We start from the raw sequence: 25741 nt of genomic DNA on the forward strand, positions 1-25741 counted from the left end.
TTCTCGCGGTGACTGACCAACGGCGCACCTCCACCTCTTCCGCACTATGACACCGAAGAGAGACCGGACCAACAGCTCCGGGAGAGGCGGGCACAGCAAAAGTCCTCCGTACCCACCGGCGTGGGTACGGAGGACTCCTTTGTCGCAGGCCCTACAGCGGGATGTTGCCGTGGGCGCCGCGGGCCGGGGTGGCCTGGGCGAGGAGCTTGGCGATGGCGCCGCGGGTCTCCTCGGGCTTGATCACCTCGTCGATGACCCCGAGCTGCTGGGCCCGCTCCAGCCCGCCGGCCAGCTTCTGGTGCTCCTCGGCCAGCCGCTGCTCCAGCTCGGCCCGCTCCTCCTCGGGGACGGCCGCCAGCTCGCGCCGCTTGAGCACGCGCACCGCCGCGACGGCCCCCATGACCGCCACCTCGGTGGTCGGCCAGGCGAAGACCTTGGTGGCGCCCAGCGCCCGCGAGTTCATCGCGATGTACGCCCCGCCGTACGCCTTGCGCGTCACCAGCGTGACCCGGGGCACCGACGCCTCGGCGAAGGCGTGCAGCAGCTTGGCGCCGCGCCGCACCACGCCGTCGTGCTCCTGCCCGACGCCCGGCAGATAACCGGGAACGTCCACCAGGACAACCAACGGCACTCCGAAGGCGTCACACATACGTACGAAGCGAGCGGCTTTCTCGGCGGACGTGGCGTCGAGGCAGCCGCCGAGCCGCATCGGGTTGTTGGCGATCACTCCGACCGTCCGGCCCCCGAGGCGGCCCAGCGACGTGACGATGTTCGGCGCCCACTTGGGGTGCAGCTCGATGCCCGGCTCATCGAGCAGGCCGTTGACGAGCGGCTTGACGTCGTAGGCCCGCCGCGCGGACTCCGGCAGCAGCGTGGAGAAGTCCACTTCCTCGATTTCTCCCGCGCGCACCCGTCCCTGGTGGCCGAGGAGCGTGGCGAGCTGGCGCGCCTTGACGTAGGCGTCGGTCTCGGTCTTGGTGACGACGTGGACCACGCCGCTGCGCTTGCTGTGCGGCTCGGGGCCGCCCAGGGCGGCGGCGTCGACGTCCTCGCCGGTGACGCTGCGGACCACGTCGGGGCCGGTGACGAAGATCCGGCCGGTGTCGGCCAGGATGACCAGGTCGGTGAGCGCGGGCCCGTACGCCGCGCCGCCCGCCGCCGGGCCGACGACCACGGAGATCTGCGGCACCACGCCGGACGCCTTGGTCATGGCGGCGAAGACCGTGCCGACGGCGTGCAGCGACTCGACGCCCTCGGGGATGCGCGCGCCGCCGGAGTGCCAGATCCCGATGATCGGCACCCGCTCGCGGACGGCCACGTCGTAGGCGTGCACGATGTGCTCGCAGCCCTCGCTGCCCATCGCGCCGCCCTGGTAGCGGGCGTCGCTGCAGAAGGCGGCGACGGGCACGCCCTCGATCCGGCCCATGGCGGCCAGGACGCCGCTCTTGTCCACGGGAGTGATCAGCCGCAGCGAGCCCTCGTCGAGCAGCGCGGACAGGCGGACGATGGGATCGCGGGGATCGGCGGGCTCCTGGTCGGAGTCGCGCGTCACCACCCCGTTGTCGAGCACGGTCATTTAAGCCCCCTTAAACACGACGGACACGTTGTGCCCGCCGAAGCCGAACGAGTTGTTGACCGCGGCGAGGTCGCCGTGCGGCAGCTCGCGGTTCGCGCCGTAGACGAGATCCACGTCGATGCCGTCGTCGAGGTTGTCGAGGTTGATGGTGGCCGGGACGACGCGCTCCTGCAGCGCCTTGATCGTGAAGACGGACTCGATGCCGCCCGCGCCGCCGAGCAGGTGCCCGGTCATCGACTTCGTCGAGGTGACCAGCGGGTGGGCGCCGATGGCCTTGGCGATCGCCTGCGCCTCGCCGACGTCTCCCGCGGGGGTGGAGGTGGCGTGCGCGTTGACGTGCTTGACGTCCAGCCCGGTGACGTCCGCGTCGTTGAGCGCCTGGGTCATCGCCATGATGATGCCCCGGCCCTCGGGCTCGGGCTGGGTGATGTGGTGGGCGTCGGCGGAGTAGCCGACGCCGGCGCAGTAGGCGTAGACGCGCGCGCCCCGCGCCCTGGCGTGCTCCTCGGACTCCAGCACCACGATGCCGGCGCCCTCGCCGAGCACGAACCCGTCGCGGTCGCGGTCCCACGGGCGGGAGGCGCCGGCCGGGTCGTCGTTGCGGGTGGACATGGCCCGCGCGGCGGCGAAGGCCGCCACGTTGAGCCCGTGGATGGCGGCCTCGGTGCCGCCGGCCACCACGACGTCGGCGCGGCCGGCCCTGATCATGTCCATGGCGCTGCCGATGGCCTCGGCGCCGGACGCGCACGCCGACACCGTGGCGTGCACGCCGGCCTGGGCGCCCAGGTCGAGGCCGATCCAGGCGGCCGGGCCGTTGGGCATGAGCATGGGCACGGTGAACGGCGACAGCCGGTTCCAGCCCCGCTCGCGGTAGGTGTCGTAGGCGTTGAGCGTGGTGATGATGCCGCCGATGCCGCTGGAGACCACGACGCCGAGCCGCTCGGGCGCCACCTCGGGGGCGCCGGCGTCCTGCCAGGCCTCCCTGGCGGCCACCAGGGCGAACTGCTCGCTGCGGTCGAGCCTGCGGGCCTCGGGCCGCGGCAGCACCTCGGCGGGATCGACCGCGGCCGTCCCCGCGAACTTCACGGGGACGGTGTCGATCCAGTCCGTGGTCAGGGTCTCGACACCCGACTGACCGGCGAGGAGCGCCGCCCAGGTCGAGGTGACGTCCCCACCGAGGGGCGTCGTCGCGCCGAGCCCGGTGACGACGACACGTACCCGGTTCGCACTCACTTTTCGCGCTCCTTGCTGATCAGTTCCGGTGTGCAGTGTGCTCAGCCCTGAATGAAGTTGAGGACGTCCTTGACCGTCTTCAGGTTCTTCAGCTGGTCGTCGGGGATCTCGACGCCGAACTCGTCCTGGGCGGCCACGGCGATCTCGACCATGGACAGGGAGTCGATGTCGAGGTCGTCCACGAAGCTCTTCTCGGGCGTCACGTCGGAGGCCGGAATGCCGGTGATCTCGTTGATGATCTTGCCGAGGCCCGCGAGGATGTCCTGCTCGGTGGCAGCCATGGTGGTGGTTCTCCTTTGGTTTTCCTGGAAACCGTGCGGTCGTGGACCGCACGAGCCGAGTGGTACGGGCAGCGATCCTACGGAATCTCGATCACTTGACCCGCGTACGTGAGCCCCGCGCCGAAACCCAGCACGAGGGCGAGACCGCCGGACCGCACCTCGCCGCGCTCCAGCATGCGCGACAGCGCGAGCGGGATCGAGGCGGCGGAGGTGTTGCCGGCGTTGACGATGTCGCGCGCGACGACGGCCTTGTCGGCGCCCAGCTTACGGGCGATGGCCTCGACGATGCGCAGGTTGGCCTGATGGGGGACGAAGGCCGACAGCTCGGACGGATCGACGCCCGCCCGCTCGCAGGCCTCCAGCGCCACGGGGTGCAGCGCGGTGGTGGCCCAGCGGAAGACCGTCTGGCCCTCCTGGTGGAGGAAGGTCGTGCGGTCCTGGATCCGGATGGCCTCGGACTTGTCGCCGGCGCTGCCCCACACGACGGGGCCGATGCCGGGCGTCTCGGCGGGGCCGACGACCGCGGCGCCGGCGCCGTCGGCGAAGATCACGGCGGTCGAGCGGTCGGTCCAGTCGACCCACTGCGACAGCTTCTCGCTCCCGATGACCAGCACGTTCCTGGCCGACCCGCCGCGCACGGCGGCGCTGGCGGTGGCGAGCGCGTAGCAGAAGCCCGCGCAGGCGGCGTTGACGTCGAACGCGCCGGGAGCCCTGATGCCGAGGCGGTGCGCCACGACGGCGGAGGCGTTGGGGATCTGCGTCTCCAGCGTGCAGGTGGCGACGATCACCAGATCGACGTCGTCGGGCGTCAGGCCGCTCGCGGCCAGCGCCTTGCCGCCGGCGATGGCCGCCATGTCCTCGACCGACTCGCCGTCGGCGGCGACCCTGCGCTCCTTGATGCCGACGCGCGACTGGATCCACTCGTCGCTGGTGTCCATGTTCCTGGCCAGGTCGTCGTTGGTGACGACATTGGCCGGCTGGTAGTGGCCGAACGCCAGCACCCGGGCACCGGGGGCGATGTCGGGAATCCTCACTTGATCAGCTCCCTGGCCGCGTCGAGGTCGTCGGGGGTCTTCAGTGCCACCGTCCGCACCTCGCGCAGGGCGCGCTTGGCGAGGCCGGTGAGTGTGCCGCCGGGCAGCAGCTCGATCATCCGGGTGACGCCGAGCCCGGCCATGGTCTCCATGCAGGAGCCCCATCTGACGGGGTTGCTGACCTGGCTGACCAGGCGCTCGACGAACTCGGCGCCGCCGGCCACCGCCTGGCCGTCGGAGTTGGACAGCAGCGTGACCCGCGGGTCGGCGGGGGTGACGGCCGCGGCCGCCGCGCGCAGGCTCTCGACCGCCGGAGCCATGTGCCGGGTGTGGAAGGCGCCCGCCACGGACAGCGGGCGCAGCCGGGCGCGGGCCGGGGCGTCCTCGGCGAAGGCCGCGAGCTGCTCCAGCGTGCCCCCGGCGACGATCTGGCCGGCGCCGTTGATGTTGGCGGGGGTGAGCCCGTGCTTGTCGATGGCGGCCAGCACCTCGTCCTCGGCGCCGCCGAGCACCGCCGTCATGCCGGTCTCGGTGACCGCGGCGGCCTTGGCCATGGCCTGGGCCCGCTCGCGGACGAGCGTGAGCGCCTGCTCGGGGGTGAGCACCCCGGCCAGCGCGGCCGCGGCGAACTCGCCCACGCTGTGGCCGGCCAGCACGTCCGGCCGGGCGCCCAGGGCCTCGGCGGAGGCCAGCGCGGCGGCCACCAGCAGCGGCTGGGCGACGGCCGTGTCACGGATCTCGTCGGCGCCGGCGGTCGTGCCGTAGGCGATGAGGTCGATCCCGGCCACCTCGGACCAGGCGCCGAGCCGGTCGGCCAGGCCGGGCAGCTCGAGCCAGGGTGTGAGGAAGCCTGGAGTTTGGGCGCCTTGGCCCGGAGCGACGAGTACAAGCACGCATTCCACCTTGCCCTGTAGAAGTCCGACACGCGGCTGGAGATCCGTACGAACTTTGTCCGGGCCGATTTGTAGGAAACCCACAATGGGGATTTCGGTCGGATTACGTTAGGGCCCGCCAGGTTACGGCGGTCTCGGCGAGCCTGCCGAGGATCAGCCCGACCTGGAGCGTGAAGGCCGAGCGGCCCTCCGTCGGCTGGTAGCCGGTCAGCTCGGTGATCTTCTTCAGCCGGTAGCGGACGGTGTTGGGGTGGACGAACAGCAGCCGCGCGGTGGCCTCCAGCGAGGTGCCCTGCTCCAGGTAGGTGGCCAGCGTGTCGAGCAGCGGCGTGCCGGCCAGCGGCAGGTAGACGTTCTCGATGAGCTGCTCCCTGGCGTCCTCGTCGCCGTCGAGCGCCCGCTCGGCCAGGAGGTCCTCGGCGTGCACCGGCCGGGGCGCGTCCGGCCAGCCGGCGGAGGCCTTCAGGCCGGCCAGCGCGGCCCGCGCCGAGCGGGGGGCGGAGTGCAGGTCGGGCACCTCGGGGCCGATCACGATGGGGCCCATGCCGAAGCGGGAGACGACCTGCCTGGCCGCGTCGTTGACGCTGCCCGCCCCGCCGACGATCACGATGAGCCGGTCGGCCTGGACGCCGGCCAGCAGGTCCATGCCGATGCGGCGGCCCCGCTCGCGCAGGCCGTCGACGACCGCGCGCTGGTCGCCCTCGGGCGCGTGGCCGGCGATGACGACCACGGGGGAGGAGGTCCAGCCGAGCGCGGCCGCCCAGGAGTGGAGGCCGTCGTCCACCTCGCCGCGGACCAGGGCGTCCACGATCAGCGCCTCCAGCCGGGCGTCCCAGGAGCCCCTGGCCTCGGCCTCGCGGGCGTAGACGTGGGCGGCGGCGAAGGCCACGTCGCGGGTGTAGCGCAGCATGGCCTGCTGGAGCTGGTCCTCGCCGCCGGGGGCGGCCAGCTCGTCGGTCTGCGCCTCCACGACCTCGACCACGACGCGCACGATGTCGACGGTCTGCTGCAGCGAGATCGAGCGCTTGAGCTCGCGCGGCGCGGTGCCGAAGAACTCGATGCTGGGCGTGGGCCGGTCTTCCCCGGCGGTCGAGAACCACTCGACGAACGCCGCGATGCCGGCCTGCGCCACCAGCCCCACCCACGAGCGGTCCTCGGCGCTGAGCGCGCGGAACCAGGGAAGCTGCTCGTCCATGCGGGCCATCGCCGCGGTGCCGAGCGAGCCCATGGCCCGCTCGAGCCTGCGCGTGGTGTCCTCCCGGGTCCGGTCTGTCACGCCTCTAGAGTGCCAGGTGGCTCCCCGTGGCCGCGACGCCGGTCGGACCCGCCCGCCTCCCGTCCGCCGGTCGGACGACGCTCAGATGACGGCGACCGCGGTGATCAGGCCGATCGCGACGTGCGTCACCGCCAGCAGGCGCGCGCCGGGTTGCAGCTCGGTCTCCTTGACCAGCTCGCGTACGGAGATGCCGACGATCCGGTCGAAGACCAGCATGGCCACGGTCTGCACCACGATGCCGACCAGGCCGAACACCGCCGTGGCCGCCAGGCCCTCGGCCAGCCGGCCGCCGGAGGCCCAGATGGAGGCGGCCACGATCAGGCCGACCGCGGCCAGGGCGGAGGTGGCCAGCAGGGTGGCGTTCGGGTTGCGCTCGGAGCGGATGACCTCGCTGAGCTTGCCGGGCGTGGCCCAGTCGATCACGTAGAAGCCCACGATCATGAGCAGCACGCCGACGGCGGCGTAGGAGGCGATGGCGCCCGCGCCGCGGGCGAGGGTTTCCAGAAGGGTCACGTCTGTTCCTTGACTCGGATGGATGCCGCCCGGCGGGTCAGCCGGCGATGCGATGGGGGACGAAGGAGGAGGTGTCATCGGTGATCAGGCCGGTCGTCTCCCTGATGCCGAGCCCGGCGGCCTCGTCGGCGACCATCCAGGCCCCGAGCACCGGCCGCTGGCCCTCGAAGTCCGGCAGCGCCTCGAAGCCCTGGTGGACGTAGCCCTCGCGGCCGTACCCGCCGGGCGTCTCCAGCGTGCCCTCCGGGGTGACGATCCGCATGGAGGCGCCCTCCCTGCCGAGCAGCGGCTTGGCGATGTAGGAGGTCAGCTCGCGCGGCCCGTCGAGGTAGGCGGGCAGCAGCGAGGGATGCCCGGGATAGAGCTCCCACAACACCGCGAGCAGCGCCTTGTTCGACAGCAGCGACTTCCACAGCGGCTCGATCCAGGTCGCGTGGCGCACGGCGTGCCGGCCGAAGTCGTCCGAGAGCATCCACTCCCACGGGTACAGCTTGAACGCCGCGCGGATCACCTCGTCACCGGCGTCCACGAAGCGGCGGTTGAGCTCGTCCCAGCCGATGTCCTCCATGGCGACCGAGATCGTGCGCAGGCCCGCCTGCTCGGCGGTCTCCTGGAGGTAGGCCACCGTCATGGCCTCCTCGCCGGTCTCGTCGGCGTTGGTGAAGGCGAAGTGCAGCGGGCCCGGCGGCAGCCGCAGCTCGCGCCAGCGGTCGATGAGCCGCTCGTGCAGCGAGTTCCACTGGTCGTCGCCGGGGTGGCGGTCCTGCAGCCAGAACCACTGCACCACCGACGACTCCACCAGCGAGGTGGGCGTGTCGGCGTTGTACTCCAGCAGCCTGGCCGGGCCGGTGCCGTCGTAGCGCAGGTCGAAGCGGCCGTACAGGTGCGGGTCGCGCCGCTCCCACGAGCGGGCGACCTCCTCCCACGCCCACTCGGGGACGGCGAAGTCGGCGAAGCGGCCGGTCGTCACCACGTGCTCGACGGCGCGCAGGCACATGCCGTGCAGCTCCTCGACCTGCTCCTCCAGCGCCTCGATCTCCTCCATCGAGAAGACGTAGTGCACCGACTCGTCCCAGTAGGGCCTGCCGAGGCCCGCGGGGTGGGCGGCGCGGTGGTAGGCCAGGCCCTGCCCCTCGATCGTCTTCTCCCAGCCGTCCCTGGGAGTGCCATGTTCGCGGCGCACGTCTCAGCTCCCGCCGCCCCAGCTCTTGCCGAACCCGCCCCGCTGGATGGACTTGCCGCTGCGGGAGGTGACGTCGGTGTTGGAGGGCCGGATGGTGGTGCCGCCCTGGATCTTGTTGCCGACCCTGCGGCCGCCGTAGTACCACATGTACGCCCCGCGCGAGCCGCCGTAGTAGTGCGTGGAGTGGCCGCTGCCGTTGCCGTCGTCGTCGCAGTAGTCGTCGTCCACGACCTGGTAGGTGCCGTCGTCGAGCTGGACCACGCAGTCGGCGGTGACGTCGTCGTCGTCCGCCGTGGCGGCGCAGTAGCCGACGAGCATCACCGAGAGGACGCCGAGAACGGTCAATTGGATAGCCTTGGACGACTTACGACCCTGGGGCGGCTTCGACTGGTTTTGGGGCGGTTTTGCCATCTAGCTCCTGCTTTCAGAGGCCGATCAGCCTATCGGTGGCCGTCGTCCGTGTTCAATCCGTCAGCGCTGCTCGCACGGCGTGTCGGGGTAGGAGGAAGGCATGAACCCGGTCGAGGCGCTGCGCGAGATCGCCTTCCTGCTGGAGCGCGCCGGCGAGCCGACGTACCGGGTGCGTGCCTTCCGCCGCGCCGCCGCGGTCGTCGCCGAGCTGCCCGAGGACGAGCTCGCCCGGCTGGCCCGCGACGGCCGCCTCGGCGACCTGCCGGGCATCGGCAAGGTCACCGCCCTTGTGGTGAACGAAAGTCTCGATGGCCAGGTTCCGACATATCTGCGACGTATGCGGGCCACCGAAGGGGTGGAGCTGGACGCCGGGACCGCCGAGCTGCGCGCCGCGCTCAAAGGCGACCTGCACAGCCACTCCGACTGGTCGGACGGCGGCTCGCCGATCGAGGAGATGGCCGAGGCGGCGCGGGCGCTCGGGCACGAGTACTGGGCGCTGACCGACCACTCGCCGCGCCTGACCGTCGCCCACGGGCTGTCGGCCGACCGGCTCAGGCGCCAGCTCGACGTGGTGGCCGGGCTCAACGAGCGGCTGGCGCCGTTCCGCGTCCTCACCGGCATCGAGGTGGACATCAACCGCGACGGCTCGCTCGACCAGGATCCCGAGCTGCTGGAACGGCTCGACGTGGTGGTCGCCAGCGTCCACTCCGAGCTGCGCATGGACGGCGAGACCATGACCCGCCGCATGGTCACCGCCATCGCCGACCCGCGCGTGGACGTGCTCGGGCACTGCACGGGGCGGGTGGTCCAGGGCGGCGGCAAGCGAGGGGCCAGGCGGCCCGAGTCGGAGTTCGAGGCGGAGCTGGTCTTCGAGGCGTGCCGGAGGTTCGGGGTGGCGGTCGAGATCAACTCCCGGCCCGACCGGCTCGACCCGCCCAAGCGGCTGATGCGGCTGGCGTACGAGATGGGCTGCGTGTTCGCGATCGACTCCGACGCGCACGCGCCCGGCCAGCTCGACTGGCAGCGGTACGGCTGCGAGCGGGCGGCGCGGTGCGGGATCGAGGCGGAGCGCGTGGTCAACACCTGGCCGCTGGACCGGCTGCTCGACTGGACCCGGAGCTGACCGGCCGGCTCAGCAGGTCACGGTGCGGTTGTAGGAGCCCGTCCGGTATGTCCATTCCTTCGCGACCGAGGGGGAGGCCGGCGCGAGCACCGCGCCGCAAGCGGTGACGAGGGGGGTGATCGTCGTTCGTGCGCGCATGCCCTGAACGCTACTACCGTGCGTGCACGATCTGTAACTCCTGGTCATAGGGGTGTCACTCCGCGGCCACGGACGGGTGGGGCGGCGAAAAGGCGGCGGGGTTTTGCGCGGAGGGAAAGCCGGCCGCCGGGAGAAGGCCGCCCGGAGGGCCGCGGATGTGGCCAGCGAGGTAACAGTCATGTGGCGGAAGAGGAAGGGGGATCTGGCGGTGGCGGCCGGCGTGCCGCGATTGTCGGTGGTGGCGCGTAGCGTCACGGCTGTGAACCGTACCGACCGGCTCTACGCGCTCGTCGAGGACCTGCGCGCCATCTCGCCCCGCCGCCGATCCGCCCGCGAGCTCGCCGAGCGGTTCGAGGTGAGCGTGCGCACGATCGAGCGCGACATCACCGCGCTCCAGGAGTCGGGTGTCCCCATATACGCCGAGACGGGCCGCAGGGGCGGCTACGCCATCGACAAGAAGATGTCCCTGCCCCCGCTCAACTTCAGCCCGGCCGAGACCGTGGCCATCGCGGTGGCGCTCAGCCGGGCCGGCGACCAGCCGTTCGCCCGCCACGCGCGCAGCGCGCTGCGCAAGGTGGTCGCCGCCATGCCGGGCCCGGAGGGCGAGGCGGCCAGGGAGCTGGCCCGGCGGGTGCGGCTCGTGCGCGAGCCTGGCGAGGGCGGCGGCGAGGTCAGGCCGCCCGGCTCCGAGCGGGTCTCGCGCGCCATCGAGGAGGCGCTGCTGCGCCGGCGCGTGCTCCGGCTGGAGTACGCCGACGCCAAGGGCGCCCTCACCGCGCGCGACGTCGAGCCGGGGCTGTTCCTCGGCGGGCGCGGCGGGTTCTGGTATCTCGTGGGCTGGTGCCGGCTCCGCGACGACGTGCGGGTCTTCCGCCTCGACCGCATCGAGGCCGCCGGCCTGACCGCCGAGCGCTGCCCCGACCGGCCGCTGGAGGGCTTCGCGCCCGACATTCCCGAGCTGATCGTGCACGGAACGGTTCTCGACTAGATGTATGTTCGAAAAGTCAAGCGGAAACACCGACATAGGGTTGTCGCTTCCGCGTCAGATCGTTGTCCTGTTCGAGAAACGAGGAGACGACGATGGACAACACGGTGACCTGGTTCGAGGTCGCGACCGACGACCCCGAGGGTGCCCAGCGGTTCTACGGTGGCCTGTTCGGCTGGACGTTCACCCGTGACGACGGCCCGATCGACTACCGCATGATCGGCTACCCGGGTGGCGAGCAGCCGGCCGGCGGCCTCTTCAACACCAAGGGCGAGTTCCCCGGCCACGCGGTCTTCCACGTCCAGGTGGCCGACGTCGAGGAGACCTGCGCCAGGAGCGAGGCGCTCGGCGGCAAGGTGGTCACCAAGGTCATCGACGACGGGGCCGGCACCGACTTCGCCTACATCCACGACGTCTCCGGCAGCCTCTTCGGGGTCTTCCACCGCAGGTGATGCCCCGTGCGCGGGCCGGGAGAAGCGCCTTCCCCGCAGACCCCGGCCCCCACGGGCCGCCCGCGCCGCCCGCTCCCAGGGCTCACACTCCGGAGCGGCGGGCGCGGAGCGGTTCACCTCCTGCCCTGGACACGCCGCCGATCGCCGAGCGGCGGCGCGTCCAGGGCCTTGGCTTCATCCCGGCCAGAAAGATCCAGCCAGAAAGATTCAGCCAGAAAGATCCGGCCAGGAAGAACCGGTCAGAAGGCGGCGGCGGCCAGCCAGCGGGCGAGCAGGTCCCGGTCGCCGAAGACCGTGAGCGTGTCCGGCGAGCGCCGGCCGTAGAGCAGCAGGAGCAGGTCCGCCACCGGCCCTCGCACGGCGAGGTCGCCCTTGGCGTGGCCACGCGCCCACGTGATCCTCCCGGCGGGGCCCTGCGTGATCGTCCATTCACCGGCGCCAGTGGTGCCGGTGGTGGCGTCGGTGGCGTGGAGGTGGATCGTGGCCCCCTCCATGCCCAGCTCCGCCAGCGAGCGGGTGACCCAGGTCGCGGACGGGAGGTTGTGCAGGAACTCCTCGACGCCGTCCGCGGCGAGCGCCGCCGGGATCACCGGGTCGATGCCCAGCGCCAGCTCGGCGTCGGCCCGGTGGACCACCAGCTCGAACACCATCCGCCGCGGCCACCAGGCCGCCCGCCGGTCCGGGCCCCAGGTCCACACCTCCATGCCGGGATCGGTCTCGCGCAGGGTGCGCACCAGCTCGGCCGCCCCGGCGCGCAGCCACTCCGCGTCGCCGGCGCGCCCCTCGGGCAGCCCGCTGGGCACCTGGCGCGACCACAGCCGCTCCTGCACCCGGTTACGCACCATGTGCACCGCCCACCGGTGCGTCTGGCCGACGTGCGTGACCAGCTCGGCCATCGTCCATCCCGGGCAGGACGGCACCGGCACCGACAGGTCGCCCGCCAGCCCGGCGAGGCGCTCGGTCTCCCGCTCGATGTGCGGCCCGTAATCCACCGGCCCGTAACCCATCGGCCCGGAACCTATCGGCCCGTGATCCGCCGGCCCGCCGTCCACCAGTTCGTCATCCATCCGGCACAGCTTAGGCGCCCCCGGAACGGCTCAGGCGGCCGGGCAGGTGGCGCCCTTCCGCGGCACCTTGCCCTCGATGAGGTAGCCGTCCACCAGCCCCTGGACGCACTTGCTGCCCGACAGGTACGCGCCGTGCCCCTCGCCCTCGTACGTCACCAGCGTCGCGGTCCTGAGCTGGGCCGTCAGCTTGGGCGCCCACTCGTACGGCGTGGCCGGGTCACCCTTGCCGCCGACCACCACGATCGGCGCGGAGCCGGTCGCGTTCACGCGCCGCGCCTGGTCGCTGCCCTTGGCCGGCCACACCCGGCACAGCCCGCCCGAGCCCTCGCTGCCGAACAGCGGCGAGATCTTCAACGACTGCTCCTCGGTACGCCGCAGCTCGGCCTCGCTCGGCCGCTCGGCGGTGTCCACGCAGGTGATCGCGGGGAAGCTGGTCATCTGGGTCGAGTACGTGCCGTCCTCGGCCCGCCCGGTGTAGGAGTCGGCCAGGTACAGCAGCGCCTCGCCGTGCCCCTTGAGCGCGTCGCCCAGCGCCTGCTCCAGGAACGGCCAGGTCAGCTCCGAGTACAGCGCCGCCGCCACGCCCGTGGAGGCCAGCCCCTGCGTGAGCTCGCGGTTGCCGACCTTGAGCGGCTTGGCGGTCAGCTCGTTCATCAGGTTCTCGACGTTGGCGTCGGCCGTGGCCGCGTCCTTGCCGACCGCGCACTTGCCGTCCTTGACGCAGGACTTGAGGAAGCTCTCGTAGGCGTGCTGGAAGCCGCGCGTCTGGGCCAGCGTGCGCTGCTCGAAGCTCACCGTCGGGTCCAGCGGCGCGTCCAGCACCATCCGGCCCACGTTCCTGGGGAACAGCGTGGCGTAGACGGCGCCGAGCTGGGTGCCGTACGACATGCCGACGTAGTTGAGCTTCGGGTCGCCGACGGCGGCGCGGATGCGGTCCATGTCGCGGGCGGCGTTCACGGTGCCGACGTACGGCAGGACCTTGCCGGCGTTCTTCTGGCACAGCGCGGCGAACTGCTTGTTCATCCGCTCGCTCTCGCGGTGCGTCTCGTCGTCGGGCGGCAGGGTGTCCAGGGCGGTGAAGCGGTCCATCTCGGCGCCGCTGCCGCAGCGCACCCCGGAGCTGCGCTCGACGCCGCGCGGGTCGAAGCTGACCAGGTCGTAGCGGGTGCGCAGCGCGGTGAGCGCCCTGGCCGCCTGGTCCAGGGTGTCCACGCCTGAGGCTCCGGGGCCGCCGAAGTTGAAGACCATCGAGCCGAGCTTGCGCGCCTTGCCGGTGGCCGGGAGCTTGATGAGCGCCAGCTCGATGCGCTCGCCGTCCGGCTTGGCGTAGTCGAGCGGCACCGCGAGCTTCCCGCACCGCACCGAGGCGTCCTGGCGGGCCGGCGGCTCGCCGTCCGGGCGCTTGATGTCGGTGCACGGGCCCCACTCGACCTGGTCGGCGCCCCTGGCCTGCTCTCCGGCGGACGGCGCGGCCGGCGCGGACCCGGTGGCCGGTTCGGCGGGAACGGTGGAACAGCCTGCGGCCCCGACGAGCAGCGCGGCGGCTAGGACGCGTCGCATAGCACAACTTCCCCTCGGTCTACTCGGGGGGAAGAGTGCCCACAATACGCGGCTGCGCACCAAATGTGGGTGAGGCGGCCCGTACCCCTCCTGACGTGCCGCCTCACCCGCCCCCCGCACACGAGGGCGCTCCCGCGAGAACATTCGCGGGAGCGCCCTTCATGGATGAGATCAGACGCCCATCGACTGCGTGTCGTTGCTCTCCGCGCCGCCGGCCTCGGTGACGCCGTTCTTGAGGTGGTAGCGGGCGATGGCCTCCCGCAGCACCTCGCCGTCGAGCTCCTTGCGCCGGACGAGCTGGGTCAGCACCGCCAGCGTGATCGAGGCCGCGTCCACGTGGAAGTGGCGGCGCAGCGCCGAGCGCGTGTCGGACAGGCCGAACCCGTCGGTGCCCAGCGAGGACCAGTCACCCGGCACCCACTGCGCGATCTGGTCCTGGACGGCCTTCATGTAGTCGCTGACGCCCACGAACGGCCCCTGGGCCCCCGACAGCACCTGCGTGACGTACGGGACGCGCTGCTCGGCCTCGGGGTTGAGCAGGTTGTGCTCCTCGCAGGCCAGGGCCTCGCGGCGCAGCTCGGACCACGACGTGGCCGACCACACGTCGGCCGACACGCCCCAGTCCTCGGCGAGGATCCGCTGCGCCTCCATCGCCCACGGGCCCGCCACGCCCGAGACCAGGATGTTGGCCTTCGGGCCCTGCGTCTGCGGCCCGTCGGCGAACTTGTAGAGGCCCTTGAGCAGCCCCTGCACGTCGAGGCCGGCCGGCTCGGCGGGCTGCAGGTAGGGCTCGTTGTAGACGGTCAGGTAGTAGAAGATGTCCTCCGGCTGGTCGCCGTACATGCGCCGGAGGCCGTCCTTGACGATGTGGGCCACCTCGAACGCCCAGGACGGGTCGTAGGAGACCGCGGCCGGGTTGGTGGAGGCGATGAGCGGCGTGTGGCCGTCCTCGTGCTGCAGGCCCTCGCCGTTGAGCGTGGTGCGGCCGGCCGTGGCGCCGAGCAGGAAGCCGCGGCCCATCTGGTCGCCCATCTGCCACATCTGGTCGCCGGTGCGCTGCCAGCCGAACATCGAGTAGAAGATGTAGATCGGGATCATGTGCTCGCCGTGCGTGGCGTACGCGGTGCCGGCGGCGATCGCCGAGGCCATCGAGCCCGACTCGCTGATGCCCTCGTGCAGGATCTGGCCCTGCACGGCCTCCTTGTACGACAGCAGCAGCTCCCGGTCCACGGCCTCGTACGTCTGGCCGTGCGGCGAGTAGATCTTCGCCGACGGGAACATGGCGTCCATGCCGAACGTGCGCGCCTCGTCGGGGATGATCGGCACGAACCGGTGGCCGATCTCCTTGTCGCGCATGAGGTCCTTCAGCAGCCGCACGAACGCCATCGTCGTGGCGACCTGCTGCTTGCCGGAGCCCTTGCCGAAGGTCTTGTAGACCTCGTCGCCCGGCAGCTTGATCGGCTTGGCGCGCAGGACCCGCTTGGGCAGCACGCCGCCGAGCGCCGCGCGGCGCTCCTTCATGTACTGGATCTCGGGGTCGTTCTCGCCCGGGTGGAAGTAGGGCGGCAGCTCGCCTTCCAGCGCGGAGTCGGGGATCGGCAGGTAGAGCCGGTCGCGGAACTCCTTGAGCTCGGCCTTGGTGAGCTTCTTCATCTGGTGGGTGGCGTTGCGCGCCTCGAAGTCCTTGCCCAGGGTCCAGCCCTTGATGGTCTGGGCGAGGATCACCGTCGGCTGGCCGACGTGCTCGCGGGCCGCCTTGAAGGCCGCGTAGACCTTGCGGTAGTCGTGGCCGCCGCGCGACAGCTTGCGGATGTCGTCGTCGGACAGGTGCTCGACCATCTTGCGCAGGCGCGGGTCGGAGCCGAAGAAGTTGTCGCGGATGTAGGCGCCCGACTCGACCGAGTAGGTCTGGAACTGGCCGTCGGGGGTGGTGTTCATCTGGTTGACCAGCACGCCGTCGACGTCGGCGGCGAGCAGCGGGTCCCAGTCGCGGCCCCACACGACCTTGATCACGTTCCAGCCGGCGCCGCGGAAGTACGACTCCAGCTCCTGGATGATCTTGCCGTTGCCGCGTACCGGGCCGTCGAGCCGCTGCAGGTTGCAGTTGATGACGAACGTGAGGTTGTCGAGCTCCTCGCGGGCGGCCAGGCCGATCGCGCCGAGCGACTCGGGCTCGTCCATCTCGCCGTCGCCGAGGAAGGCCCATACGTGGCTGCGGCTGGTGTCCTTGATCTGGCGGTTGAGCAGGTAGCGGTTGAACCGCGCCTGGTAGATCGCGCCGATCGGGCCCAGACCCATGGAGACCGTCGGGAACTCCCAGAAGTCGGGCATGAGCCGCGGGTGCGGGTAGGACGGCAGGCCGCGGAAGCCGTGGGACAGCTCCTGGCGGAACGCGTCGAGCTGGGACTCGTTGAGCCGGCCTTCGAGGAAGGCGCGGGCGTAGATGCCCGGCGCGGCGTGCCCCTGGAAGAAGACCTGGTCGCCCGACTCGCCGTGGTCCTTGCCCCGGAAGAAGTGGTTGAAGCCCACCTCGTAGAGCGACGCGGCGGAGGCGTAGGTGGCGATGTGGCCGCCCACGTTGGTGCGGGCGTTGGCCCGGGACACCATGACCGCGGCGTTCCAGCGGATGTAGGCGCGGATGCGGCGCTCGACGTGCTCGTCACCCGGGAACCAGGGCTCGCGCTCCGGCGGGATCGTGTTGATGTAGTCGGTGCTGCGCAGGCCCGGCACGCCGACCTGGTGCTCGCGGGCCCGCTCCAGCATGCGCAGCATCAGGTAGCGGGCTCTGGTGCGGCCTTCGGTCTTGACGACGTTGTCGAGAGACTCGAGCCACTCGTTGGTCTCACTGGGGTCGACATCAGGCAGCTGGCTGGGTAGGCCGTCGCTGATGATCGAGAATCGCTGGCGTCCGGAAGCCACTGGGTCTCGCCTTCCGAGAATGACTGATGTCTGGTCTGGGTCGTCTTCCATCCTGGTCGCTAGCCGTAGAAAACGCATCTCTACTGGCCGGTAACCAGAGTGTCCCTGCTGGCAGGGCCGTCTCCGATGGCCTAGACCACCGATGGTAGGACGAATCGCCATCACAGGTTACAGCCCGCGACCATTTTAACAAGACAGGAAAATGGACGAAATTTCCCCCGAATGTCCGACCTCTGCCGCGTGCCGCCGCCGCTGCCGCGCGGGGCCGGGCGGAGGGCGGGCGGGGGTCGGGCGGGACCGGCGCCGGCCGAGTCTAGCGGCCGTCCCTGGAGGAGTCCGTACAGGGCCCGCCGCGCCGGTCGAGGGGCCCGGCTGCAAAGCTGCCACAGGTCCGCTACCGGGCTGCTACCGAGCTGCTACAGGGCCTCCTCCAGCGGGACGAGGCCCTGCTGGAGGGCGTAGATGGCGGCCTGGGTGCGGTCGGACACCCCCAGTTTGGCCAGGATGCTGCTGACATGTGACTTGACCGTCTCCCTGCCCATGCGCAGGTCCCGGGCGATCTCGGCGTTGGAGCGGCCCCGGGCCAGCGCCGACAGCACATCCCGCTCCCGGGGGGTCAGCGTGTCGAGCGGGCGCGGGCGCTCGGCCCGCCGTACCTGCCTGACCAGCAGCGCCGCGATCCCCGGCTCCAGCACGCTGCCGCCCCGCGCGGCCGCCCTGACCGCCTCGACCACCCGGTCCACGGCGCTCGTCTTCGACAGGTACGACAGGGCGCCCAGGCGGACCGCCTCCACCACGCGGTCCTCGTCCTGGAAGGAGGTCAGCACGATGACGGCCGGCCGCTCCCCGCCGTCGCCGCCGGCCTCGTCATCGCCGGTCCTGTCACCGCCGGCTCCGTCGGCGCCCGCCTCCCTGAGGGCCTGCAGCACCTGCAGGCCGTCCGTGCCGGGCATGACGAGGTCGAGGAGCATCACGTCCGGCCTCAGGGCCCGTACGGCCCGCAGGGCGGCGGCGCCGTCGCCGGCCTCGCCCGCGACCTCGATCCCGTCCTCCTGCTCCAGCACGAAGCGCAGCCCCTGCCGCACGACCTCGTGATCGTCCACGATCAGCACCCGGATGGCCGCCCCACCTCCGCCACCGGATCGTCCCGCCGTCCCGCCGGCTCCGCCACCGGATCGTCCTGCCGTCCCGCCGGCCCCACCGTCGGATCGTCCCGCCGTCACGCCGGCCTCGCCGTCACGTCAACCTCGCCGTCACGATCGTCCCGCCCTCGCCGCTGTCGATGCTGAGCCGGCCGCCCAGCTCCGCCACGCGCTCGCGCATCAGCGCCAGCCCCATGCCGTGCCGCCCGGCCACGCCCGCCGGGTCGAAGCCGGTCCCGTCGTCGGAGACCGAGACGGTGACCCCGCCGTCCGCGCCGCGGCCGAGCCGTACGGACACCGTGGTCGGGGCGGCGTGCTTGACCGCGTTGCCCAGCGCCTCCTGGACCAGCCGCAGCACCGCGTGCTCGGCCGCCGCCTCCAGCGCGACCTCCTCCAGCGCCGCCTCGACCCGGACGCCGAGCCGGGTCTCGTACGCCCGGCACAGCTCCTCCAGCGCCGGCACCAGCCCCGCGTCCTCCAGCGCCACCGGCCGCAGCTCCAGCAGCAGCGCCTGCATCTCGCGCATCGCCCGCGCCGACGTGCGTTCCATCGCCTCCGCCTGCCCGCGCAGCTCCGCCGGCGCCGCCCGGCGCATGCCCGCCGCCAGCAGGCTCAGCGAGAACAGGTCCTGGGAGATGGAATCGTGCAGCTCCCTGGCGATCCGGCCGCGCTCGGCCTGCCTGGCCTCGGTACGCGCGATGAGGCTCGCCGACTCGACCGCCGCGCCCAGCCGGTCGGTCATGACGTTGAACGAGTGCTCCAGCGTGCTCACCTCGTCCGATCCCGACACCCGCACCCGGGGCCGGAAGTCGCCCGCCGCCACCGCCGTCGTGACGCCGGCCAGCCGGCGCACCCTGCCGATCAGCCGCCGCGTGCTCAGCAGCCCGAACACCAGCCCCACCGGCACCACCAGCGCCAGCACCACCAGCGTCAGGACGACCATGGGCGTGAGGTCGGGCAGGTCCGTCACGGCGGCGTCGGCCGGGGCCTGCGCGTGCACGAACCCGATCGCCCCGAACCCGCCCGGCTCGCCCGCGTCCTTGACCAGGATCGGGCTGAAGTGCCAGATCGCCGGTCCGGCCCTGGTGGGACCGTTGCCCCCGCCCTCGCGGATCGGCATCGGCAGCTCCAGCCGGAGCTCCGGCTCCAGGGCTCCCATGGGCGGCCGGGCCGGGCGGCCGCGAACGGCGCCGGCCGGCAGCGGGAGCTCCAGGGTGGTGCCCGGCCGGTAGACGCCGGGGGCGGAGCTGGCCACGATCACGCCGTCCATGTCGACGATCGTCTCCACCACCGCGAAGCCCGGCTCGGCGTGCGGCCGGGCCCCGCCCGCGACCGTGCGGCCCGCGGCCCCCGCCGCCGCCTCGCGCAGCAGCTCGCGGTCGCCGCGGCCGGGATCGGCCGCCGCCAGCCTGGCCACCTCCAGGCTCAGCACCTTCGTGTCGCCGGCGGCCTGCTCCTGCAAGGCCGACGCCAGATCGGAGGCGTTGGCCTGCGGGATCAGGAACGTCGCCGCGATGACGGCCTCGACCAGGAGCACGGCGGTGGTCGTGACCAGCACGTACGAGGCCGCCATCCGCCCGCGCAGCCCGAAACCCCACACCCGCGCAGCGTAACGTTCCGGCCATGCCGGGTCCTCCCCCATGAGGGGGAGGTAAAAATCGTCCGATCTCGGGATCTGGTCTTTTCGTCCGGCTTTCTACGTACCAATGTGGGAGGTATGAATGCGACGGCAGGAGACCGTCTCCTGGTACGACAGGAATACCGGCGGAGAAAGGGACGGGAGCGGCGTCATCGCAGAGGTCCAGGGCTCGCGCTGCGGGCCCCCCAGCACGATGTGGCCCGGCGGCGGGCGTACCGGGCCGGAGTTCGCGGCCAGGGTGCCGGCGTCGCGCCTCAGTAAGATTACTTCGTGAGATCAGAAATCATCTCCGTGGCCACGGGTTCACGTGAGACCGTGCACGACATCACCGACGAATGCGCCGAGTTCGTACGCGGTCAGGGTGAAGACGGCTTGCTGCATATATTCGTGCCGCACGCCACCGCCGGCGTCGCCCTGCTGGAGCTGGGCTCCGGCAGCGACGACGACCTGCTGGCCGCGTTGCGCGAGCTGCTGCCGGCCGACGACCGGTGGCGCCATCGCCACGGTTCGCGCGGCCACGGCAGATCGCACGTCATGCCCGCGCTGATCCCGCCGTACGCCACCGTTCCGGTGCTCGGCGGGCGGCTGGCGCTGGGCACGTGGCAGTCCATCGCCGTTGTGGACCTCAATGTCGACAACACGCAACGCCAGGTTCGCCTGTCGTTCTTGTCGGATTGATTCTGACCGAGTACGGCCGTACCCGTGGCGACCGTTGACGACCGAGGGTCACAGCGTGTGGACTGTGCCGAAGCGATAAACCGCATAAGCGGGGCCACTCAAGCAGGAGGGATAAACGTGAGCGCGACCGCGGGTCAGGCGCAGGGCGAGCGCGGCCTGGCCGAACGACTCGGCCTCAAGCCGGGTCAGGTGGTGCAGGAGATCGGCTGGGACGAGGACGTCGACGACGATCTTCGCGACTCCATCGAGAACCTGACCGGCACCGAGCTGCTGGACGAGGAGAGCGACGAGGTCGTCGACGTGGTGCTGCTGTGGTGGCGCGACGGCGACGGCGACCTGTTCGACACGCTGACCAGCGCCATGCGTGCACTCGCCGAGGGTGGCCAGATCTGGCTGCTCACCCCCAAGGCCGGGCGCGAGGGCCACGTGGAGCCGAGTGACATCGGTGAGGACGCCGCCACCGCGGGTCTCTCGCAGACCAGCAGCATCTCCGCAGCCCCCGACTGGTCGGGGACCCGGCTCGTGACGCCCAAGGGCCGACGGTAGGAGCCCGCCGGAGACTGCCACGAAGACTGCCACACGGGGAGCTCCGGCGCCCGGCATGCGGCAGGATGAAGGCGTGAACGCACATCCTGCCGAGGTCGGCGCCCCGGCTCCGGACTTCGAGCTACAGGACCAGCACGGCGCCCCGGTGCGCCTGTCCCGGCTCAGGGGCGGAAGGGTCGTGCTGGTCTTCTATCCGCTCGCCTTCAGCGGCATCTGCGGCGGCGAGCTCGACGCGCTGCGCGACACCCCTCTCGGCGACGACGTCCGGCTGCTGACGGTTTCGGTGGACTCCGTCTTCGCCCACCGCGCCTGGGCGGATCGCGAGGGTTACACCTTTTCGTTGCTCTCTGATTTCTGGCCACACGGACAGGTCGCTCAGGCGTACGGTGTGTTCGATGAGGCGAAGGGGCTCGCACTGAGAGGGACCTTCGTCATCGACGGCGAGGGCGTGATCCGGTGGTCGGTGGTCAATCCGATCTCCTCCGCGCGCGACGTCGCCGACTACGTCAAGGCGCTCGCCGTCATTCACTGACACCGGCACAGACTTCGGAGGGAACGATGCCCTGCTACCGCTGCGGGGCCCGGCAGACGGACCCGGTCCGTGGCGCGAGCCCGTGGCAGCGCGGGGTGCGCCACGAGGCCCAGGTGCTGATCTGCCCGGACTGTCAGCGCCTGCACGACCTCGATCTCGACAGCTGCGGCACCTGCGGGTCCACGGCGCTGATCTGCCGCCTGGGCGAGGTGGAGTGCCGCTCCTGCGGGGCCGTGTGGCTGGCGCGGGCGGCGGACGAGGCGCTCGCCTGCTCGTCCGTGCAGACGCCGCCGGGGCTGGCGGCGGAGGTCGAGGCGGCACTCAACCGCGTCCTCGGCCGCGCCTGAGCCCGGCACTCGGCCTGCGCGGCGTGGGGCCATCGCCCCTGGGCGGTGACGGCTGCCCACGACGACCGGGAAGCCCCGGGAACGGCCATCCCGGGCGGAGGCCCTTTCCAGACATCGGCTGAGCTGCGCTATCGTCTCCTTCCGTGTCCGCATTGAGCAGTACGTCGAGCCGTCGTCCGCCCGGTCGTTCGTCGTTCGTCGTCGCACTCGACGTCGGTGGCACGTCCATGAAGGGCGGCCTGGTCAGCGACTCCGGCAAGGTGCTGCTGAGCGAGCGCCGCCCCACCCCGCGGGCCGAGGGCCCCGAAGCGGTCGTGGCCGCCATCTCCGACTTCATCGGCCACCTCGCCGCCGCGGGCGACGGCGACCCGGCGGGCGTGGGCCTGGCCGTCCCCGGCCTGGTCTCCGACAACGCCGCCCTCTACGCGGCCAACCTCGGTTGGCGCGACGTCCCCGCCTCGGCGTTCACCACCCTGGACATCCCGGTCATGCTGGGCCACGACGTCCGCACGGGCGGCCTCGCCGAGAGCATCCTGGGCGCCGGCCGCGGCGTGTCCGACTTCCTCTTCCTGCCCATCGGCACCGGCATCGCCGGCGCCTCCATCATCCGCGGCGAGCCGTACGGCGGCTCCGCGGGCTGGGCGGGCGAGATCGGCCACACCCCGGTCTTCCCGGATGGCGAGCAGTGCGCCTGCGGCCAGTTCGGCTGCCTGGAGACGTACGCCTCGGCCGCCTCGGTGGGCCGCCGCTACAGCCAGCGGGCCGGCGTCGAGGGTGTCAGGGCCGAGCAGGTCGTCACCTCCGACGACCCGATCGCCATCGAGGTCTGGGACGAGGCCGTTGAGGCGCTGTCGCTGGCCCTGGCCACGTACACGCTGCTCCTGGACCCCTCGGTCATCGTCCTGGGCGGCGGCCTCGCCGAAGCCGGCCCGGCCCTGTTCGACCCCGTCCGCACGCGCCTGGTCAAGCGCCTGGCCTTCCGCGACGCCCCGCCACTGATCCCGGCCGCCCTGGGAATGGACGCCGGCATGCTCGGCGCCGCCCTGCTCGGCTGGCGCGCCGCCGGCCACCCGGAACTGGGCCCCGGCTGGAAAGTGGATGTGCGATCGGCCCCCTTGGTGTCGTAAGGTGTAGTGCCGATCAGGGGCGGTTAGCTCAGCGGTAGAGCACTCGCCTTACAAGCGAGGGGTCACTGGTTCGAACCCAGTACCGCCCACCTGCGAAAACTCTTGATCTTCAATCTTGAAAACGGCGACTAGGTGAGTGACCAACTCCCGAAGATCATGTCTATCGCCGTGGCTCCCTGCATGATCACGGGCCTGATCTGGTGCCGGTAGACCGTCTCGGTGACCGCTCCCGTCCGGTGAGCCCCATCGCCTCGACGACCTTGCGGAAGTCGCGCCGTACGTTGTGGGCCGTGACGGTCGTTCCCCTTCGCGTGCAGCACACGAGGTCCGTGTGGTGGTACGGCTCCGCGCCCACGCGCCGCCCGGGCGTGCGGCCAGAGGGCCGGTCCCGGGCGGCAGCGGCTCGGGCCGTGCCACCGCGCGGACGCCGCGCCGCCGTACACCTTCGGTGGCCGACCTTCGCGCCGTTGCCGTCATTCCGCCGCCGGCCCCCACCGCTTCACGGCCCTTCGGATGCTCCACATGGGCACCGGCCGCTCCACTCACCAGGAACGGGGGGCTTTTCAACCCTCATGCCTCCGGCGGGAGCGCTCCGTCCCCGGCCCGCTGCCGCTACGCGGTGAGTCGACGGCGTACGAGGTGGGAGGGGACGCAACCTGGTCAGCGGGACGGTAGAGGCGGTGCGGCGGGTGCCATTCCTTCCTCTGCTCCGGATTCCACCAGGCGGACACAGGCCGGGCAGGCTCGCGTGGTCGTGGGCAGGAAGGGCAGGCTCCATCCCAGCGTCGGCAGGGGGCGCACCGCCGCGCCGCACAGGCCGATCTCGTGTTCGGTGCGTACCGCGTGCTGGACGGCTTTTCCTTGCCGGTCGGACAGGCCCAGGCGGTAGCCGACACACGGCTGGAGGGGTGGTGTCTCGTCATCTTGGATCAGCAGGTCATCCCAGTGGACCGCCCAGCGCTTCATGTTGCCGGGCATCTCGTGTGCCGCTCCGTCCAGGGCGAGCAGGGCCAGGATGCCGTTGCGCAGCTCCGCTGTCACGGTCCCGTGGCGTCCGATGAGACAGGAGGCCCACGCTTGTGTCGATGCCGGGCTGTGGAGCATCCCCGTGATCTCGGCGCGACGGCCGATTCTGCTGGAAAAGGCGGTCACAGCGTCCGCTCCGCTGCTTCCTGCTCCTTCAGGCGCTCGGCGAGCTGGGCGATGTCGTCCGCGTCGATCGTCTGGGACAGGCCGTGATCCATCTCGCGCGGGGACAGGCGACGACCGTTCCGGGTGGCCCAGAGACGGCCCGCAGAACTACGCCAGATACACCAACCGGGAAAAGCCGCCTGGAGGTCTTCGAGAATTACCGGAGTGGTCATGGGGTCAGCGTGCTTACCTGAGCGTGACAAACCCACCGCGTTATCAAGACGTCCAGGACGTTATGGCGTTACGCTCCAGACGTCCCTGGCGTCCCCCGTTCGAGGTGTACCGTGGCCAACGTCCCCCTACGCAGCGCCATGCTGAAAGCCCAGGTCACGAACCAGAGCTTGGCCGATCGTTGTGGCGTGGACGTCAAGACCGTGGAACGCTGGCTGCAAGACGAAACGCGCGTTCCGCACATGCGACACCAATGGGCCGCCGCAGAGGCGCTAGGAGTTGAGACAGCCGTGCTATGGCCAGACGCAATTCGCAATACGGTGAAGACCGGGCCGGACAAGGAAGTCTTGACTGTTTATCCGTATCGCTCCGCCTGCCCGAAATCAATCTGGCGCAATCTCATCAATTCGGCGCGCAACGAGATCGTGTTCGCCGGTTACACGAACTACTTCCTGTGGCTGGAACACCCCAACCTCGCGAAGGTGCTCAAGAGGAAGGCCCAGCAGGGCGTCAAGGTCCGGTTCCTCGTCGGTGACCCGGAGAGCGAGGTCACGCGCCGCCGTGAGGAGGTGGAGAACGTCCCGCTGACCGTCTCCACCCGCATTCGGATCACGTTGTCGGAGGTCGAGCAGCTACGCGGCGTTCCCGGTGTCGAAGCCCGGTTCGGGGACGAGCACATCGCCATGAGCGTGTTCCGGTTCGACGCGGAGATGCTCGTCACGCCTCATCTGGCGAAGCTCGTCGGTCACGACTCGCCGATGCTGCACCTGCGGCGGTATCAGGACGACGGTTTGTTCGACCGGTTCGCGTACCACGCCTGCGAGCTGTGGAGCAACGGCCGGGACGTCTGGCAGCAGTCCCAGCCCGCAGGTCGGATCCCGGATGACTGACTGAGTGACAACCGGCTCGGACGGCCCTGGATCCGAGGGGATCGCGCGGGATTGTAATCCCCGGTGGGGCGGGGGTCGGCCGTGATCCCGTCGCCTGGTGGTGTGCCTTGCAAGTGAGAGGTCACTGGTTCGAACTCAGGGCGAGCTCGTATCCGATGGGGTGTCTGCCTGGATGCCACCCTCGTTTCTGAGGACTTCGCGCAAGACCCCTGCCTACGGGTGGTGTTGCAGCACCATTTGTCCTGTAGGTGGGGTCTGCTCTAGGACCCTGATTTAGGGGGCTAAAGTGCGCCGCATGTCGGTCGTTGAGGAGGCGGCACACGGATGGACTTGGACGCTGAGAGAAGTCGCGCAGGTCAGTGATCCCGTGGAACGAGCCCGTATCCTCAGCCGACTCATGGCCGAGGAGCAGGGACTGGTGACCGAGGCCGCCAAGATGCGGCGGCAGGCCATCGCCGAGGCGCGGGAGTCCGGCATGAGCCTGGAGGAGATCGCCGGGCGGCTGGGCGTCTCACCGGGTCGCATCTCTCAGATGCGGAAGGGGCCGGCGGTTCGTGCGCCGGAGGGCCCTGCCTCGTCGGCCCCTCGGGTGCTGGTGCAGCGCGCGTTGCCGACGGAACCGGCCGTCCGGGGCTCGAAATCGCTCTTCCTGGCCGAAGCGGAACGGCAGGGGCTCAAGGCGGATCGCCGCATGTTGTACGTCGGGTTGGAGCCCGCCAGCGGGCATGTGGCCGCCTGCTGAGCTTGCTCCGCTTCGACGGACACCATTGTTGTGGTGGTCAGGCCACTGCGGCGGCCTCGTAGTCGGCAGGGCTACGGTAGCCCAGGCTGCTG

General features: G+C 71.2%; 27 protein-coding genes and 1 tRNA gene. 11 read left to right on the forward strand and 17 right to left on the reverse strand.

The window, feature by feature from the left end; translation table 11 throughout:
• Nucleotides 1-151: 151 nt before the first annotated feature.
• From AB0H75_RS32720 to AB0H75_RS32760, 9 genes are all read right to left on the reverse strand, one after another.
• Nucleotides 152-1576 carry an acyl-CoA carboxylase subunit beta gene (locus AB0H75_RS32720; RefSeq protein ID WP_367803091.1) on the reverse strand — a complete coding sequence of 475 codons (1425 nt, stop codon included), beginning with the start codon at nucleotides 1574-1576 and terminating at the stop codon, nucleotides 152-154.
• On the reverse strand, nucleotides 1577-2809 hold the full coding sequence (gene fabF / locus AB0H75_RS32725; protein WP_367803093.1) for a beta-ketoacyl-ACP synthase II: 1233 nt from the start codon (nucleotides 2807-2809) through the stop codon (nucleotides 1577-1579).
• Between the two features lie 41 nt (nucleotides 2810-2850).
• Nucleotides 2851-3090, reverse strand: coding sequence for an acyl carrier protein (locus AB0H75_RS32730; RefSeq protein WP_367803095.1), 240 nt, complete (start codon nucleotides 3088-3090; stop codon nucleotides 2851-2853).
• Nucleotides 3091-3167: 77 nt separating this feature from the next.
• Nucleotides 3168-4124 (reverse strand): beta-ketoacyl-ACP synthase III, encoded by a 957-nt coding sequence (locus AB0H75_RS32735; protein ID WP_367803097.1) that lies wholly within the window; start codon nucleotides 4122-4124, stop codon nucleotides 3168-3170.
• Nucleotides 4121-5017, reverse strand: coding sequence for an ACP S-malonyltransferase (locus AB0H75_RS32740; protein ID WP_367803099.1), 897 nt, complete (start codon nucleotides 5015-5017; stop codon nucleotides 4121-4123). Before AB0H75_RS32740 ends, AB0H75_RS32735 begins: the two co-directional genes overlap by 4 nt.
• A gap of 103 nt (nucleotides 5018-5120) precedes the next feature.
• Complete coding sequence (locus AB0H75_RS32745; RefSeq protein ID WP_367803159.1) at nucleotides 5121-6245, reverse strand: PucR family transcriptional regulator; 1125 nt, start codon at nucleotides 6243-6245, stop codon at nucleotides 5121-5123.
• A 129-nt stretch (nucleotides 6246-6374) separates the two neighbouring features.
• Nucleotides 6375-6806, reverse strand: coding sequence for a DUF350 domain-containing protein (locus tag AB0H75_RS32750; RefSeq protein ID WP_367803101.1), 432 nt, complete (start codon nucleotides 6804-6806; stop codon nucleotides 6375-6377).
• A 37-nt stretch (nucleotides 6807-6843) separates the two neighbouring features.
• Nucleotides 6844-7989: a glutathionylspermidine synthase family protein gene (locus AB0H75_RS32755; protein WP_367803103.1), complete on the reverse strand. Its 1146-nt coding sequence runs from the start codon at nucleotides 7987-7989 to the stop codon at nucleotides 6844-6846.
• 3 nt (nucleotides 7990-7992) lie between these two features.
• Nucleotides 7993-8334 (reverse strand): hypothetical protein, encoded by a 342-nt coding sequence (locus AB0H75_RS32760; RefSeq protein WP_367803105.1) that lies wholly within the window; start codon nucleotides 8332-8334, stop codon nucleotides 7993-7995.
• Nucleotides 8335-8500: 166 nt separating this feature from the next.
• Between AB0H75_RS32760 and AB0H75_RS32765 the strand changes: the two genes are divergently transcribed.
• Complete coding sequence (locus AB0H75_RS32765; RefSeq protein ID WP_367803107.1) at nucleotides 8501-9523, forward strand: PHP domain-containing protein; 1023 nt, start codon at nucleotides 8501-8503, stop codon at nucleotides 9521-9523.
• A gap of 9 nt (nucleotides 9524-9532) precedes the next feature.
• Here the strand turns inward: AB0H75_RS32765 and AB0H75_RS32770 are convergent, their stop codons facing one another.
• Entirely contained in the window at nucleotides 9533-9661 is a 129-nt protein-coding gene (locus AB0H75_RS32770) for a hypothetical protein (protein ID WP_367803109.1), read from the reverse strand.
• 259 nt (nucleotides 9662-9920) lie between these two features.
• Between AB0H75_RS32770 and AB0H75_RS32775 the strand changes: the two genes are divergently transcribed.
• A complete protein-coding gene (locus AB0H75_RS32775; protein WP_367803111.1) occupies nucleotides 9921-10649 on the forward strand; it encodes a helix-turn-helix transcriptional regulator in 729 nt (242 codons plus the stop codon).
• A gap of 92 nt (nucleotides 10650-10741) precedes the next feature.
• Nucleotides 10742-11098, forward strand: coding sequence for a VOC family protein (locus AB0H75_RS32780; protein ID WP_367803113.1), 357 nt, complete (start codon nucleotides 10742-10744; stop codon nucleotides 11096-11098).
• 239 nt (nucleotides 11099-11337) lie between these two features.
• On the opposite strand, the gene AB0H75_RS32785 is transcribed toward AB0H75_RS32780, so the two are convergent.
• From AB0H75_RS32785 to AB0H75_RS32805, 5 genes are all read right to left on the reverse strand, one after another.
• Nucleotides 11338-12165 carry a maleylpyruvate isomerase family mycothiol-dependent enzyme gene (locus tag AB0H75_RS32785; RefSeq protein WP_367803115.1) on the reverse strand — a complete coding sequence of 276 codons (828 nt, stop codon included), beginning with the start codon at nucleotides 12163-12165 and terminating at the stop codon, nucleotides 11338-11340.
• Between the two features lie 30 nt (nucleotides 12166-12195).
• Entirely contained in the window at nucleotides 12196-13725 is a 1530-nt protein-coding gene (locus tag AB0H75_RS32790) for an alpha/beta hydrolase (RefSeq protein WP_367803117.1), read from the reverse strand.
• A gap of 171 nt (nucleotides 13726-13896) precedes the next feature.
• Nucleotides 13897-16644, reverse strand: a complete 2748-nt coding sequence (gene aceE / locus AB0H75_RS32795) for a pyruvate dehydrogenase (acetyl-transferring), homodimeric type (protein ID WP_367803119.1) — start codon at nucleotides 16642-16644, stop codon at nucleotides 13897-13899.
• Nucleotides 16645-17060: 416 nt separating this feature from the next.
• Nucleotides 17061-17747, reverse strand: coding sequence for a response regulator (locus AB0H75_RS32800; RefSeq protein WP_367803121.1), 687 nt, complete (start codon nucleotides 17745-17747; stop codon nucleotides 17061-17063).
• A gap of 133 nt (nucleotides 17748-17880) precedes the next feature.
• A complete protein-coding gene (locus AB0H75_RS32805) occupies nucleotides 17881-19386 on the reverse strand; it encodes an ATP-binding protein (RefSeq protein ID WP_367803123.1) in 1506 nt (501 codons plus the stop codon).
• 309 nt (nucleotides 19387-19695) lie between these two features.
• Here AB0H75_RS32805 and AB0H75_RS32810 point away from each other — a divergent pair, with 309 nt between their 5' ends.
• The 6 genes from AB0H75_RS32810 (at nucleotide 19696) to AB0H75_RS32835 (ending at nucleotide 22744) form a co-directional block, all read left to right on the forward strand.
• On the forward strand, nucleotides 19696-20103 hold the full coding sequence (locus AB0H75_RS32810; protein ID WP_367803125.1) for a secondary thiamine-phosphate synthase enzyme YjbQ: 408 nt from the start codon (nucleotides 19696-19698) through the stop codon (nucleotides 20101-20103).
• Between the two features lie 117 nt (nucleotides 20104-20220).
• Nucleotides 20221-20649, forward strand: a complete 429-nt coding sequence (locus tag AB0H75_RS32815) for a DUF3052 domain-containing protein (RefSeq protein ID WP_367803127.1) — start codon at nucleotides 20221-20223, stop codon at nucleotides 20647-20649.
• A 55-nt stretch (nucleotides 20650-20704) separates the two neighbouring features.
• Nucleotides 20705-21181, forward strand: a complete 477-nt coding sequence (locus tag AB0H75_RS32820) for a peroxiredoxin (protein ID WP_367803129.1) — start codon at nucleotides 20705-20707, stop codon at nucleotides 21179-21181.
• A gap of 26 nt (nucleotides 21182-21207) precedes the next feature.
• Nucleotides 21208-21528, forward strand: a complete 321-nt coding sequence (locus AB0H75_RS32825; RefSeq protein ID WP_367803131.1) for a hypothetical protein — start codon at nucleotides 21208-21210, stop codon at nucleotides 21526-21528.
• 143 nt (nucleotides 21529-21671) lie between these two features.
• On the forward strand, nucleotides 21672-22655 hold the full coding sequence (locus AB0H75_RS32830) for an ROK family protein (protein WP_367803133.1): 984 nt from the start codon (nucleotides 21672-21674) through the stop codon (nucleotides 22653-22655).
• Between the two features lie 17 nt (nucleotides 22656-22672).
• Nucleotides 22673-22744: transfer RNA gene (locus AB0H75_RS32835), tRNA-Val, on the forward strand.
• A 571-nt stretch (nucleotides 22745-23315) separates the two neighbouring features.
• On the opposite strand, the gene AB0H75_RS32840 is transcribed toward AB0H75_RS32835, so the two are convergent.
• Nucleotides 23316-23807, reverse strand: coding sequence for a hypothetical protein (locus AB0H75_RS32840; RefSeq protein ID WP_367803135.1), 492 nt, complete (start codon nucleotides 23805-23807; stop codon nucleotides 23316-23318).
• Nucleotides 23804-24019: a hypothetical protein gene (locus AB0H75_RS32845; RefSeq protein ID WP_367803137.1), complete on the reverse strand. Its 216-nt coding sequence runs from the start codon at nucleotides 24017-24019 to the stop codon at nucleotides 23804-23806. The genes AB0H75_RS32840 and AB0H75_RS32845 overlap by 4 nt, the downstream gene beginning before the upstream one ends.
• Before the next feature lie 111 nt (nucleotides 24020-24130).
• Here AB0H75_RS32845 and AB0H75_RS32850 point away from each other — a divergent pair, with 111 nt between their 5' ends.
• The gene (locus AB0H75_RS32850; RefSeq protein WP_367803139.1) at nucleotides 24131-24907 is read left to right on the forward strand and encodes a hypothetical protein; all 777 of its coding nucleotides are present in this window, start codon (nucleotides 24131-24133) and stop codon (nucleotides 24905-24907) included.
• Between the two features lie 397 nt (nucleotides 24908-25304).
• Nucleotides 25305-25649: a helix-turn-helix domain-containing protein gene (locus tag AB0H75_RS32855; RefSeq protein WP_367803141.1), complete on the forward strand. Its 345-nt coding sequence runs from the start codon at nucleotides 25305-25307 to the stop codon at nucleotides 25647-25649.
• Nucleotides 25650-25741: the final 92 nt, after the last annotated feature.

This window comes from Nonomuraea sp. NPDC050783 (assembly GCF_040802095.1).
GTDB lineage: Bacteria > Actinomycetota > Actinomycetes > Streptosporangiales > Streptosporangiaceae > Nonomuraea.

Excerpts from the sequence above, each read along its gene's own strand:
- AB0H75_RS32720 (WP_367803091.1), bottom strand. The coding sequence starts at position 1,576 with ATGACCGTGCTCGACAACGGGGTGGTGACGCGCGACTCCGACCAGGAG.
- AB0H75_RS32790 (WP_367803117.1), bottom strand. The coding sequence starts at position 13,725 with ATGCGACGCGTCCTAGCCGCCGCGCTGCTCGTCGGGGCCGCAGGCTGT.
- AB0H75_RS32765 (WP_367803107.1), top strand. The coding sequence starts at position 8,501 with ATGAACCCGGTCGAGGCGCTGCGCGAGATCGCCTTCCTGCTGGAGCGC.
- AB0H75_RS32820 (WP_367803129.1), top strand. The coding sequence starts at position 20,705 with ATGCGGCAGGATGAAGGCGTGAACGCACATCCTGCCGAGGTCGGCGCC.
- AB0H75_RS32780 (WP_367803113.1), top strand. The coding sequence starts at position 10,742 with ATGGACAACACGGTGACCTGGTTCGAGGTCGCGACCGACGACCCCGAG.
- AB0H75_RS32825 (WP_367803131.1), top strand. The coding sequence starts at position 21,208 with ATGCCCTGCTACCGCTGCGGGGCCCGGCAGACGGACCCGGTCCGTGGC.
- AB0H75_RS32855 (WP_367803141.1), top strand. The coding sequence starts at position 25,305 with ATGGCCGAGGAGCAGGGACTGGTGACCGAGGCCGCCAAGATGCGGCGG.
- AB0H75_RS32770 (WP_367803109.1), bottom strand. The coding sequence starts at position 9,661 with ATGCGCGCACGAACGACGATCACCCCCCTCGTCACCGCTTGCGGCGCG.
- AB0H75_RS32785 (WP_367803115.1), bottom strand. The coding sequence starts at position 12,165 with ATGGATGACGAACTGGTGGACGGCGGGCCGGCGGATCACGGGCCGATA.
- AB0H75_RS32730 (WP_367803095.1), bottom strand. The coding sequence starts at position 3,090 with ATGGCTGCCACCGAGCAGGACATCCTCGCGGGCCTCGGCAAGATCATC.
- AB0H75_RS32845 (WP_367803137.1), bottom strand. The coding sequence starts at position 24,019 with ATGACCACTCCGGTAATTCTCGAAGACCTCCAGGCGGCTTTTCCCGGT.
- AB0H75_RS32745 (WP_367803159.1), bottom strand. The coding sequence starts at position 6,245 with ATGGGCTCGCTCGGCACCGCGGCGATGGCCCGCATGGACGAGCAGCTT.